Here is a 13,145-nt window from a genome sequence, read left to right as displayed (position 1 = left end):
CGATGCGGGTGCTATAGTGCGCGCCAGGCACGGCCCGATGACTGAGTTCACCTACCAAGATCTCCTTCCCCTTGGCCCCGACACCACGCCCTATCGCAAGCTGAGCGGCGACCACGTCAGCACCTTCGAGGCGGCGGGCCATTCGTTTTTGAAGGTTGAACCCGAGGCGCTCACGCTGCTGGCCCAGCAGGCGATGCGCGACATCTCACATCTCTTACGGCCAGCGCATCTGGAACAGCTGGCAAAGATCCTGGGAGACCCCGAGGCTTCGTCGAACGACCGCTTCGTGGCGCTGGACCTGCTCAAGAACGCCAACATCGCGGCAGGGGGAATCTTGCCGATGTGCCAGGACACCGGCACCGCGATCGTCATGGGCAAAAAGGGTGAGCGGGTCTTCACCGGCGCCAACGACCAAGCCGCCTTGTCGCGCGGCATTCTTCAGACCTACACGGAGACCAACCTGCGGTATTCGCAACTGGCCCCGCTCGACCTTTTTCGTGAGGTGAACACGAAGACCAATCTGCCCGCGCAGATCGAGATCTTCGCCACAGAGGGAGCCGCCTACAAATTCCTCTTCATGGCCAAAGGAGGCGGCTCGGCCAACAAGAGTTTCCTTTATCAGGAGACCAAGGCGCTGCTCAACCCCGAGAGCCTTGTGGGCTTCATCGAAGCCAAGCTTCGCTCGTTGGGCACGGCGGCCTGTCCGCCTTACCACCTTGCCGTGGTGATCGGCGGGCCCTCTGCCGAGTTCACCCTGAAGACGGCCAAGCTGGCGTCGGCCAAATACCTGGACACGCTGCCCACGAGCGGCAACGAAGCGGGCCGGGGCTTTCGTGATCTCGCGTGGGAGGGCAAGATCTTGGAGCTGGCGCAGAAGACCGGCATCGGCGCACAGTTCGGGGGCAAGTACTTCTGCCACGACGTGCGGGTGGTGCGGTTGCCCCGCCATGGCGCGTCCTGCCCCGTGGGCATCGCGGTGTCGTGCGCGGCGGATCGCCAGGCGCTCGGCAAGATCACCCACGAGGGCGTGTTCCTGGAAGAGCTCGAGCGCGATCCGGCGAAATACTTGCCCGCCCCCACGCACGAAGACCTGGGCGGCAACGTCGTACGCATCGACTTGAACCGGCCCATGGCCGAGGTGCGCGCCACCTTGAGCCAGTACCCCATCAAGACGCGGCTGTCGCTCACGGGCACCATGGTGGTGGCGCGCGATATCGCCCATGCCAAGCTGAAAGAGAGGCTGGATGAGGGCAAGGGCCTGCCGGATTACCTTCGGAACCATCCCGTGTACTACGCGGGCCCCGCAAAAACTCCCGAGGGGTACGCTTCGGGGTCCTTTGGCCCCACCACGGCGGGCCGCATGGACGCTTACGTGGATACCTTCCAGAGTCAGGGTGGCAGTTTGATCATGCTGGCGAAGGGAAATCGGTCTTCGCAAGTGACCGCGGCCTGTAAGCGCCACGGCGGGTTCTACCTGGGCTCGATCGGCGGCCCCGCAGCGCGGCTGGCGCAGGACTGCATCAAGAAGGTCGAGGTGCTCGAATATCCCGAGCTCGGCATGGAAGCCGTGTGGCGCATCGAGGTCGAGGACTTCCCGGCCTTCATCGTGGTGGACGACAAGGGCAACGACTTCTTCGCCGATCTCACGGACGGCACGAAACTCAAGGTTCTTTGACTCAGGCCACCTCCTCGCGTACGAGGCCTCGCCCCCTTCCGGCCGAGAGCGCCCGGCAGCGCGGGATTCTGCGCGTGTTGGTGTACATCCTGGGCGCGAACCTCGCCGTGGCCGCTGCCAAGGCGATCTACGGAGCGGCGTCGGGCTCTCTGGCGGTTTCGAGCGACGCGCTCCATTCGCTGTTGGATGCGTCTACCAACGTGGTGGGGTTGCTCGTCATGCGTCTGGCGTTTGCGCCCCCCGACGAGGCCCATCCTTACGGTCACCAAAAGATCGAGGTGCTGGCTTCGGCCGCGGTGGGTGTCGCGGTGGGCGTGGCCGCGGTCCGGTTCGGCTGGGGCGCGATCGCCGCGCTCGTGGCCAACCGACCGGCACCGCAGGCGACCCTGACAGGCTTTGGGGTGGTGGCAGGCACGTGGGTGGTCAATCTGGTCGTGGCCGGTGTGGAGGCCCGGAAGGCGCGTCAGCTCAAGAGCCCCCTTCTGACCGCGGACGCGGCCCACACGGCCTCGGACGTCTTCGTGACCACGGCGGTGTTGGCATCCATGGCGGGCTCGCGGCTCGGCTGGGCTTGGGCGGATCCGGTGGGAGCCCTGGTGGTCTTCCTGGTCATTGGAAGGGTCTCGTGGATCATCACCACGAAGAACCTGACGGTGTTGTTGGACGCCGCGGTGATCGAGACGGCGGAACTCACCCGCCTCGTGGAGGGGCACCCCGACGTGCTGAAGTGTCACCGTGTCAGGTCCCGCGGCACGGTCTCGTCCGTGGCCGTGGATCTGCACATTCACCTCGAACCGGACATGTCGCTGGCCCGCGCGCACGAAGTGGCGCATGAGGTCGAGGTCGCGCTGCGGGCCCGGTTCCCGGAGATCGCGGACGTCGTCATTCACATGGAGCCCGAGGCGCATGGACCGGGCCCGGGCGAGCGCCCGGAGACCTCGGCCGAGTCACGCCCTGCGGACGGCGCCACCGGCGGGTGACGTCTTTCCCCCGCGCAGCCCGCAACGGCTGCACGGAAGCTTTGCCGGTGCGGTAGGTCCCTTTTTTGCTGGAATCGCAGAGGATGAGATCCCCCGTGGCATCCACGCCTTCGTTGCCGGTCGTACATCGGGGCGGGGCAAGCCCCCTGTCGCCGCCTGCTGACAAGCTCGAGAAGAGCCCAGAGCCTCCCGCGAACCCGGCGCGGCGGCTGGCCTCGGGCGAAGCGGTGGAGGTGTGGCCGGGGCGCCCCTTTCCCCTGGGCGCTGCCTACGATGGCGCCGGCACCAACTTTTCCCTGTTCTCCGAAGCGGCCACCCGCGTGGAGCTATGTTTGTTCGACGAACGACACCGGGAGACGCGGGTGGCTTTGCCCGAGATGACCGCGAACTGCTGGCACGGCTATCTTCCCCACGTCCGGCCCGGGCAGCGCTATGGCTTTCGCGTGCACGGGCCGTGGGCGCCGGAGCAGGGCGCGCGCTGCGATGCCAACAAGCTTCTGCTCGACCCTTACGCCAAGGCCTTCGATGGCGAGGTAAGGTGGGACGACTCTTTATTCACGTACAAGCTGCAGGGTGAGGGGCGGAACCGACGAAACAGCGCGCCGTTCGTGCCGAAGGCGGTCGTGGTGAACCCCTATTTCGACTGGGGCAACGATCGGCCGCTCTTCCGTTCGATGAACGAGACCGTGATCTACGAGGTGCACGTCAAGGGCTTCTCGGCGCGGAACCCGGGCATCCCGCCCGACCTGCGGGGGACCTACGCGGGGCTGTCTCATCCCGATTCCATCGACTATCTCGAACGGCTTGGCGTCAGCGCCGTGGAGCTGATGCCGATTCACCAGTTCATTCACGACGGGCATCTGCAGAGCCGAGGGCTGCGGAACTACTGGGGGTACAACACGCTCGGATTCTTCGCCCCTCACAACGAATACGCCAGCCTACGAGGCGGTGGCGAGCAAGTGCACGAATTCAAGAGCATGGTCAAGACTCTGCACGAGGCTGGCATCGAGGTCATTCTCGACGTGGTCTACAACCACACCTGCGAAGGCAACCACCTTGGCCCCACCCTGAGCTGGAAAGGCATCGACAACGCTTCGTACTATCGCCCCGTGCCCGAAGCGCCCCAGTACTACATGGACTATACCGGTACGGGGAACACGCTCAACATGCGGCACCCGCACGTGATGCAGCTGATCATGGATTCGCTGCGCTACTGGGTGACGGAGATGCACGTGGATGGCTTTCGCTTCGATCTGGCGTCCGTCCTGGCCCGCGAGCTGCACGCCGTGGACCGGCTCTCCACCTTCTTTCATCTCATTCAGCAAGATCCCATCATTAGCCAGGTGAAGCTGATCGCCGAGCCCTGGGACGTGGGCGAGGGTGGCTACCAGGTTGGAAACTTTCCCCCTTTGTGGAGCGAGTGGAACGGCCAGTACCGCGATCGCGTGCGGGACTTTTGGCGGGGACAGGACCAAACCCTGCCGCAGATCGCCGACGGGTTTACGGGCAGCTCGAATCTTTATGGCAGCAATGGCCGTCGCCCCTATTCGTCGATCAACTTCGTCACCGCCCACGATGGGTTCACGCTGCGCGATCTCGTGAGCTACAACGACAAGCACAACGAGGCCAACGGCGAGGACAACCGTGATGGCGAGTCACACAACCGCTCGTGGAACTGCGGAGCGGAGGGCTCCACGGACGACACGGAGGTGCTCCGGCTGAGAGCCCAGCAGCAGCGCAACATGCTGTTCACGGTCATGTTGTCCCAGGGCGTGCCCATGTTGCTGTATGGAGACGAACTCGGGCGTACGCAAGGCGGGAATAACAACGCCTACTGCCAGGACAACGAGCTGACCTGGATTGATTGGGAGAACCTGGATCTCGAGCTGCTCGCCTTCACCAGGCGCCTCATCGAGATGCGAAACACGCACCACGTGTTCCGTCGACGACGGTGGTTTCAGGGGTCGAACATCCGCGGCACCCAGCTCACGGACATCGGCTGGTTCCGTCCCGATGGCGAGGAAATGGCCGACCCCGATTGGCATACGGGCTTCGCAAAAAGCCTGGGGGTGTTCTTGAATGGCAAGGGCATCCCCAGCCCTGATGCGCGAGGCTATCGCTTGCGCGACGATGATTTTTTCGTTGTGTTCAATGCCCACTTCGAGTCGATGCTGTTCACGTTGCCCGCGTCGTGTGGCAAGGGTGCTTTCCGCAAAGAGATCGATACGCAGATGCCGGCGCCCGCGGCCCTGTCCATCGAAACGGGAGCGCCTTTCGAGGTGGCCGCCCGATCGGCGCAGCTCTGGCGCCGTCCCAACCCCGAGATGCGGCGCTGGTAGTCAAAGCGCGGTCGTCTCAGTGCAGGGCCGGCACGGGCGCTTGGAGGGGGGCACCCTTCGGCGCGGCCGCTTCCATGTGGCCGGCCCACGTGGCGGCCCGCTCGAGCCACGCCGCGTTCCAGGTGGCGCTCTCGAGGTCGTCTTCGCTGCTGTCGCGTTCGTCGCCCCACAGGCGCTCGAGCAGGCCTTGCCGCTCGGGCAGGGGAACCAGCTCGACGTCCTTGTCCTTCGGAAGACCCGCCGCTTCTTTGGCCAACGCCAACGCGGTCTCCATGCCCCCAAGCTCGTCCACGAGCCCCAGTTCCTTGGCGCGTGCGCCCGTGAACACGCGGCCCTGCGCGACCGCTTCGACAGCTTCAGCCGACATCTTGCGGCCGAGCGCCACCTTCGACGTGAAGTCGTCGTAGACGAAGTCGAGCCAGCGCCCGAGGCGCTTGTGGTCCTCGGGCGAAAAGCCAGACAACGAAGACCACAGATCGGCATTCGGTGAGGTCGAAAGCGTGCCCCAGGAGACGCCCAGCTTGTCCCACAAGTCCTTCGTCACCAGCTTGAACGCGTAAACGCCGATGGAGCCTGTGAGGGTGGCGGGCTCCGCCACGATCTTCGTGGCTCCGGCGGCCACGAAATAGCCGCCCGAAGCGGCCACGTCGCCCATCGAGACGATGAGAGGTTTGCCCGCGTTGCGGAGCTCCACCGTCTCGCGCCAGATCGTGTCGGAAGCCACGTAGGAGCCGCCGGGGCTGTCGATGCGGAAGATCACGGCCTTGACGTCCTTGTCGCGTGCCGCCTGCCGGAGCGCCGCTGCGATCGTTTTGGCCCCCAGCGTGGCGCTGCCCGAAAGAGGGTCGATCTGTCCCTTGCCGTCGACGATCGTGCCCACGCCGTAAATCACTGCCACCTTCGGACCTTTGCCCTCGTCGTCGTCGCCGTGGCGCTCGAGGTAGGCGCCCGTGTAGAGCATCTCGCCGCCCTGCGCGCGCCCCTTGACTGCGGCCAGCACCTGGTCGTGGTAGCCGATGTGATCCACCAGCTTGGCACCCAGGGCGTCTTCGGCCAGGAAGGGCCCCTGCGCAAACAGTTCTTTGACCCGGGCGGGTTCGAGCTTGCGAGCCGCGGCGATGTCGGCCACCAGCAACCCCAGCGTGTCTTCGAGCAGGCTGGCGGTGGACGCGGCGTGGGCCTCGGTGAAGCCTTGCTGGGTGAAGGTGTTGAACGCCGTTTTGTATGACTTGCGTTGCTGACCGTCTGCCTTGACGCCGACGTGCGCGAGCAGCTCCTTGACGAACGGCACTTCGGCGCGCAGGCCCGTGATGCCTACCGAGCCCGAGGGTTGAATCCAAATCTCGTCACAGGCCGTGGCCAGATAATAGGGGCCCGTGCCTCCGGCCACCTCTCCGAAGCTGTGCGCGAAGGCGTACGCAAACTTGCCTGCCTTGCGGAAGCGCACGATGGCGTCCCTCAGCTCCTGCAGCGTGGCCAGGCCGTGATCGCCGCCCACGTAAACCAGCAGGCCCTGCACCTTGTCGTCCTCCGCGCCCGTGTCCAGCGCGCGCAGCACGGCCCGCAAGCTGCTGCGATCGGGGTTGAGCACATCCATGAGCCCGCCCGAAGAAGGTGCGGCTTGCAGTTTGCGGTCCAGTCGCAACTCGAGCACGGTGCGCGCGGGCACCTTGGGTGTGCGCGACAGGAAGACGAAGGCGGTCACGAGCCCGCCGGCCAGGAGCACGCTCCAGGCGATCCCCACGAACATGAAGAGCTTACCCAGCTTCCGGAAGAAGCCTCCCGACCGACGGCTACCTGGTTCCATGCCCGTGATGTTGACCCGGGCGGCGCCCTTACGAAAGAGGCGTCCTCAGAATCAAATGCCACTTCCGGTGAGCGACAGGTCCAGCTCGAGCAGCTCGCCGTTCATGACCAGATCGCCTCCGGCCATTCCGATCTGCGAGGTGGCCAGATTGACGGCGTCCCGCGTGCCAGCGTCTGCGTCTTCGGCAGCCACGCTGAGGAGGCGCTTGACGTTCACGTGCACAGCCCCCAGCGCGGCCCGGTTGCCGAACACGGCGGGCCGCCGCTTCTGCGTGTAGTACCAGCCGAGCCCCGTGCCTTCGGGCGACAGCGCCAGGCCGCAGCGGGCTCCTGGCAGGGACTCGAGCCCCGCCGTCCGCGGCCCCGGGGCACTTCCCCCAAGTGTCCACAGCTGCGGCGTGCGCGCGCCGAACGCCGCTTGTTCTGCCGGCCCCTGCGCGCGTTCGTTCAGCCAGGACGCAAGGGCCGGGTGCGCGTTGGCCTCGAAAGACGCCATCCAGATGGCCGAGGGTGCGGCGCTTCGATCTTGCCCCACGAGGGCGAGCGGCGTTTGCAGGCCCACCGCCACGTTGCGCGCCTCGGCCAGCAAGTTGGGTCGACCCATGCGCGCGAGGGTTTCACGGAACCACCCCGTCACGAGATGGGGCCAGTGCCGTATGACGGCCACGGCCGCAGCCGGCCACCCACACGGCGCGAGCGCCGCAAAGGTTTGTCCCCAGTCCTCGCCAAGGGCTGCGGGGCGCGAAAGGTCGAGCCATCCCTTCATCGACGCCGTGTAGAGAATGGCGGCGCCGAGCCCGGCGTCGGCGAGCGCCTTGGCGTCGATCAAGCCATCATTGTTGCCGCCGCGGACGAAGTGCGGGTGTGCCTCGGGCGTGGGGAGGAACGCCACCTGGAGTTTCCAGTCGAAGGGGTGCAGGCGCGCCACCAGGGCGGCCTGGCGAAAAAACGCACCGTCCGGCCGCGTCCACGTCGCGCGGCAGGCGGGGGGCATCAGGCCGGCGAAGCGTTCGGGCGAAAGCACGAGGGCGATGGAGCCCCCGCTCGTGAGCTTGGCGTAGGTGCTCTGCCCCCATACCGTGGCAAGGGCGCTGAACGACGTGTCCTTCAGCGCCAATTTGATGCCGGCGGCAAACCGCTTGGCCGCAAGCTTGGGCTTGGCGCGCGGGTCTTCGGGCACGACCACATCGAAGAGGGCGAAAGTCTCTTCGCCTTCAGAGGCGAAGTGTAGCGCCACACCGGTACCCGACTGCGGATCGTACCCCACGCGCGTGAGCTCGGTGGCGCGACAAAGCGGCACGAAGGCCTTCGCCCACGGCGCGGGTTTGCTCTTTCGGGCGCACACGGGGCTTACGGCGAAGCCGAAGCGTTCGAGCACCGTAGCGGCATACGTGACGAACGCATCGGGGTTGCTCACGGAGACCACGAGCCGGTGATGAGCCCCTAAAGCCGCTGGCGCCAACGAGGCCGGCGAGCGCCCGAAGGCGAAGAACGCGGGTTGGTCCGCCCGCACGCCTCGCTCGCGAAGCTCGGCCTCGGAGAGCGCGGGAAGGCCGAGTGGCCTACGCACGGCGCCCACGGCGTCCGCAAGCCGGGGAAAAACCCCCGAAAGAAGGTCGGCAAACGCAAAGCCATCTTCCACTTCGGTCAGGCGGACCGTGCCCACGATTGCGGCTTCTGTGGGCACGTGGCGCGAGATGGCAGGGGCCGTCTCTTCCGGCGGTGGTTCCTCGGCGGCCGCGATCCGCACGGGAGACACGGCGAGGACGAGCAGAACGGCCCCCGCCTGCCCCAGCCGCACCCGGCACAGCGTCATCCAGCGATGGCGGCAACGCGACATGGCTTACGCCCCCCGCTTGCGGTTGCCCGCAAAGCCCGCCGCCGGACCAGCTACGAACGCCAAAGCCGTCATCGTCGCGGGGGAGCTTAACGCCAATACGGGTCAGTTCCCAGCACCCCGCCGGCGGTAGGCCACCCAACCCAGCGCCAACGTGGCGGCGCCAATCAGGGCTTCGAGGGGCTTGCGGTATACCGTGAATGCGACCATCCAGCCCACGAGCGCCAGAAACAGGCCGGGCACCACGGGCCAGCCCGGCACGCGCAGCTGCGGCCTTTGCCGCCGCAAACGAAACAGGCCCACCACGGTGACCGCGTTGCTCAGGCCCAAGAGCACCCCGATGTACGTCAGCAGATGCTCGTACGTGGCCGTCACGGCCAGCAGACTGGCCAGCAGGAACAAGCTGCCGATCGCTGCGCGGGGAGGCGTGGTGGCGGACGCAGGCGCCATCCAGCCGGGCAGATACCCATCCTGGGCCATACGTCCCAGCACGCGGGGTCCGGTAAAAACGAGCGCCGATACGCTGGCCGCCAACGCCAGCGCCACCAGCAGGGACACGAAGCGGGCGAGGGTGGGCCCTCCCCAGGCGAAGGCGGCCACCTGGCCCACCTCGAGCTTGCCGGCCAGCAGCTCGGGGGGCCCCGCGGACACGAACGCCAGGTTCAGCATCACGTAAAGCGCGGTGGTGAAGGCCGTGCCCAAGAGCAGGGCCTTGGGCAGGGTGCGCGCCGGGTCCCGCACCTCGCCGCCGATGTAGACCCCGGCGTTCCAGCCGGCGTAGCTGAACGACACCCACACGAGCGACACCGCGAAATCAGTGGGGGCAAAGGGCGGCAGCGCCGCCCGCTCGGGCACGAGCGGCACCTTGGCCTGCACAAGTCCGAAGGCGGCCAGGCCCACGATGAGCACGAGCTCGCAGGCCACCACGTAGGCGTGAATGCGCGTGCCGTGTCGGTTCGATGTGGCGTGAAGCAGCGACGTGAGCGCGAGCAGCAAAAAGCTTGTGACCGAGGGGGGCAGCCCTTCCGGGAGAAAGGGCGCCAGGTAACGACCGAAGGCTATGGCTGCCGACGCAAGCGGTGCCGAAAAGCCCGCGGTGACGGACACCCAGCCGGCCAGATACCCGAGTGAAGGGTGCAGCGTGCGGGAAATGAAGACGTATTCGCCCCCGCTCTCCGGGATGACACGCGCCAAAGCGCCGTAGGAAAGCGCCCCGCAGGCGGCCAGCACCCCACCGCACACCCACGCGGCCAGCACCCACAGGCCCGCGCCGAGATCGGCCATCAGGAAGCCCGTGGTGGTGAACACGCCCGTACCGATCATGCTGGCCACCACGACGGCCGTGGTGGCCCAGAGGCCCATGTGCCGAGACGGCGCCGCGGGGGCGTTCACACAGGCACGATACCCGGGGCGAGGCGTTTCGCTGAGGTTTTTGTGGCAAGGGCTCGGCCATTGCTTTGCGAGGCCGCTCACGCATACTGCTGCCGTCGCATGTCGGCTTCGTTTCGCTACGGGCGTTTGTTGGGGCGGCGTTCGCGCAGGCGCGAGGCCGTATCCGTGCTGGGACTTTGTCTGGGCGTCGTTTGGGGGCTCTGTCCCACCGCGCGGGCCGCTCCGGACGACCCCGCGCTCGACGAGTTGGCGGCTCGCGTCGCACGCCTCGTCGCTTGTGCACCCGGGGGGGCCTCGGGTCTCGGCGTGGGTGCCCCGGCCCACGACGCCTATTGCCGCACCCTCAGGCCGAACCGTGCGCGCTTCCTCAAGCGATTTCGTGAGCACGTTGCGCCCGTCCTGTCGCAAGTGGTTCCGGCCCATGCGGGGCGTCCCGTGGTCTATCCCTTCGGAGGCGGCGATCTCCTCACCGCCCTTGGCACCTTCCCAGACGCGGCCGAGGTCACCACGCTGTCGCTGGAACCGGCGGGTGACCTGCGCACCGTGAAGCAAGCGACGGTGGAAGAGCTCGAAGCGGCTCTGCAGCAGGCGGGCGACAACCTGCGGCGGCTCATGGCGGCCGAGCACTCCAAAACCACGAACCTTTCGGCCATGGCCCGCGGCATCCTGCCGGCCGAGATCGTCTTTTCCCTCTTTGCGCTCGACGCCTGGGGCTTCGAGCTCGTCTCCTTTCGTTACTTCGACCTCGCGCCCGACGGTGCGCTTGTCTACGTGGACGCAGCCGAGCTCGCCGTGCGCGACCGCGCCATCGCCTCCCGCGGGCTCAAGGGCGGCGCCCGCGCGGCACTCTTCCCCCACGTGGAGATGACATTTCGGCGCCCCGGGGCCTCCGACGTGCGGGTGTTCCGCCACTTGGCTGGCAACCTGGCGGACGCGGCCCTCCGCCGAGACGGGCGCCTGCTTGCGCACCTGCGCGCCAAGGGCACAGTGCTCGCGATGACGAAGGCCGCCAGCTACTTGCTGTGGTGGGATGGCTTTTCGATGGTGCGTACCTACCTGGCGGAGAACGCAGCCTTCATGGTCTCGGACAGCACGGGCCTGCCTTCGGACGTGGCGCAAGCGCATGGGCTCACGCAAACGACGTATGGATGGTTCACGGGGCCCTTTCTTCCCGGCGCGAATCGGAAGACCGCCGCTGCGTTCGCCGAAGTGTGGAAGAGCCAGCCTTTGCGACCGATTCGCTTTCACTACGGCTACCCCGATGCTTCGGGACGCGGTCACATGTTGGTCACCCGGCGCGAGGCGGAGGCGCCCTGAGCCGCGGTGAAGCGCTCCCGACGTGGTCTCGCAAGCGGCAGGTGCGGGGCGTCAGGCTCTTCGCCTGGGTCCTTGGGCTTGCCGCCTTCACCGCCGCGGCGTCAGGCGCGCAGGCGGGCCCCGTGAGCGCCGCCGCCCCGCTCTACCTGCGCCTCGAGACCCCGCGCGGCCCCGTGCACGTCTATCGCCCCGCCGGGGTACGCCCCGCGGCGATCGTCGTGTACGTGCACGGGTTCTATACGGACGCGGACACCGCGTGGAGCGCGCACGAGCTCGAACGCAAGTGCGAGGCCAGCCGCCTGCCCGCGGTGTTCGTGGTGCCCGAGGCCCCTCAGGCCGCCGGTGAACCCGTGCGCTGGCTCGACCTCGACGATCTCCTCGACGTCGTGGCGAAGGCGCGTGCCCGCCTCGTGCCCCGGCGCCTGCCCGTGGTGGCCGTGGGGCACAGCGCCGCCTACCGCACGATCGCGAGCTGGCTCGAAAGCCCCCGCCTGCGCGAGGTGATTTTGGTCGACGCGCTCTACGGGTTCGAGGACGCCTACGAAGCCTGGTTGCGTCGGCCTGGCCGTCGCATGGTGGTGATCGTGAGCACCACCGACACGTGGGCCCGCCCCTTCGCCCGTCGCTTCAAACGGAAAGTCAGCCTGGACGTTCTCGACGCCGCACCTCCCCCCCGCGCCCGCCGCGCGCGCCTGGTCATGGTGAACACGCGGATCGGGCACCTCGAGCTCGTGACGGAGGCCGAGCCTTTGGTACGGGCAATGGGCCTGTCGCGCTTCACCCGGAAGCGCTGACCGCTGCCTGTCGGACCGCCGGTACGGGACCGCGAGGATCACGGCCCGGGGGAAAACCCCACCGCAGCCGTCACGCCGAAGTCGAAGTCCTTGAAGCCGAGCGGAATCTGAGGGCCCACGCTCATCCCCACCTGACGGCCGAGCGCCAGTGTGAGCGCGGGCGTGATCACCAAGGTGGTATCCCCGGCCTGGCGGGTCTGCCCCACGAAGGCCAGCGCCTGGGCCCGCCCTTGCTCGAGCGCCGTGAGCACGCGCGCCTCGCACAAAAAGCCCAGCCGTTCGAAGGGCTGCCAGAGCGCAGCCAACGCCGCATCGGCCAAGGTGCCGCGTCGTTCGGCCCACGTCCACGCCACGCCCGCTTCGCCGTAAATGCGCATCCGGGGGCGCGGCAGGTCGTGAATCAGGCGTCCGGAGGTCCTCGTGACCACCGCGTCGGCGCCGAATCCGCGGGCGGCGTCGCCCGTGGGCAACGACCCCTCGGCCCCAAGCGCCATCGTCGCGTCGAGGGAGGAGACGCGGTGAAACCAGCGCACCCCCAGGCGTACGTCACCCAGCCCCGTGCGGCTCTCCTGGTCATCGGGCAGGTCGGTGACCAGCGGCACCAGGGCCTCGAGGCTGAGCTGTGGGGTCACGCTCAGGTTCCCGAACAGCCCGTTCCACAGCACCAGCGCGTCGCCACCCAGGGCTGCGCCGTAAAGCGGGTTGTCGTTCACGCGGAAGGCGCGAGACAGGAAACCGAAGCGCGTCTCGGTGCGCTCCGCGGGGCTCGTCAGGCCGCCCACGGCTCCCGGCGTGTTCAGCGACAGCGGCAGGGCGTCCGCTGCGTCGTGGTGGGCCTCGGCGGGCCCCGCAAGCAAGCCCAAAAGTGCGCTGGCGAAGCTCACACGCCCCGCGACACGGAGGCCCCTCGGCTGTGGAGCCGGGCGAGCGAAGGGGGAGGAGCGCATCGACATGATCGTGCGGGTGCTAGCGCCCGGGCGCGCCCCGCTCAAGCCAAGAGCGCGC

The 13,145-nt window shown here is 67.5% G+C and carries 9 protein-coding genes; 5 read left to right on the top strand and 4 right to left on the bottom strand.

The genetic code is table 11. From position 1 onward, the window contains the following. Nucleotides 1-37: 37 nt before the first annotated feature. From KA712_12935 to glgX, 3 genes are all read left to right on the top strand, one after another. Nucleotides 38-1,675, top strand: a complete 1,638-nt coding sequence (locus KA712_12935) for a fumarate hydratase (protein ID MCG5053862.1) — start codon at nt 38-40, stop codon at nt 1,673-1,675. Between the two features lie 74 nt (nt 1,676-1,749). Continuing rightward, on the top strand, nt 1,750-2,655 hold the full coding sequence (locus KA712_12930; protein MCG5053861.1) for a cation diffusion facilitator family transporter: 906 nt from the start codon (nt 1,750-1,752) through the stop codon (nt 2,653-2,655). An 83-nt stretch (nt 2,656-2,738) separates the two neighbouring features. Then, a complete protein-coding gene (gene glgX, locus KA712_12925) occupies nt 2,739-4,994 on the top strand; it encodes a glycogen debranching protein GlgX (GenBank protein ID MCG5053860.1) in 2,256 nt (751 codons plus the stop codon). A 16-nt stretch (nt 4,995-5,010) separates the two neighbouring features. Here glgX and sppA read toward each other — a convergent pair whose 3' ends face one another. The 3 genes from sppA to KA712_12910 all read right to left on the bottom strand — a co-directional run bounded on the left by sppA (nt 5,011) and on the right by KA712_12910 (nt 10,029). Further along, on the bottom strand, nt 5,011-6,801 hold the full coding sequence (gene sppA / locus KA712_12920) for a signal peptide peptidase SppA (GenBank protein MCG5053859.1): 1,791 nt from the start codon (nt 6,799-6,801) through the stop codon (nt 5,011-5,013). A 51-nt stretch (nt 6,802-6,852) separates the two neighbouring features. Further along, nucleotides 6,853-8,640 carry a hypothetical protein gene (locus KA712_12915; protein MCG5053858.1) on the bottom strand — a complete coding sequence of 596 codons (1,788 nt, stop codon included), beginning with the start codon at nt 8,638-8,640 and terminating at the stop codon, nt 6,853-6,855. A 102-nt stretch (nt 8,641-8,742) separates the two neighbouring features. Beyond that, nucleotides 8,743-10,029 (bottom strand): amino acid permease, encoded by a 1,287-nt coding sequence (locus KA712_12910; GenBank protein MCG5053857.1) that lies wholly within the window; start codon nt 10,027-10,029, stop codon nt 8,743-8,745. Between the two features lie 99 nt (nt 10,030-10,128). Here KA712_12910 and KA712_12905 point away from each other — a divergent pair, with 99 nt between their 5' ends. Together KA712_12905 and KA712_12900 are read left to right on the top strand one after the other, a co-directional pair. Further along, nucleotides 10,129-11,346, top strand: a complete 1,218-nt coding sequence (locus KA712_12905; protein ID MCG5053856.1) for a hypothetical protein — start codon at nt 10,129-10,131, stop codon at nt 11,344-11,346. A gap of 41 nt (nt 11,347-11,387) precedes the next feature. Then, nucleotides 11,388-12,140, top strand: a complete 753-nt coding sequence (locus tag KA712_12900; GenBank protein ID MCG5053855.1) for a hypothetical protein — start codon at nt 11,388-11,390, stop codon at nt 12,138-12,140. Nucleotides 12,141-12,178: 38 nt separating this feature from the next. Here the strand turns inward: KA712_12900 and KA712_12895 are convergent, their stop codons facing one another. Beyond that, complete coding sequence (locus KA712_12895) at nt 12,179-13,024, bottom strand: hypothetical protein (protein ID MCG5053854.1); 846 nt, start codon at nt 13,022-13,024, stop codon at nt 12,179-12,181. Between the last annotated feature and the right edge of the window lie 121 nt (nt 13,025-13,145).

The sequence above is a fragment of the Myxococcales bacterium genome (assembly GCA_022184915.1).
GTDB lineage: Bacteria > Myxococcota_A > Polyangia > Fen-1088 > Fen-1088 > JAGTJU01.
Note: the sequence above shows the minus strand (reverse complement) of the source record. Positions and strands in the feature narration are given on the sequence as shown.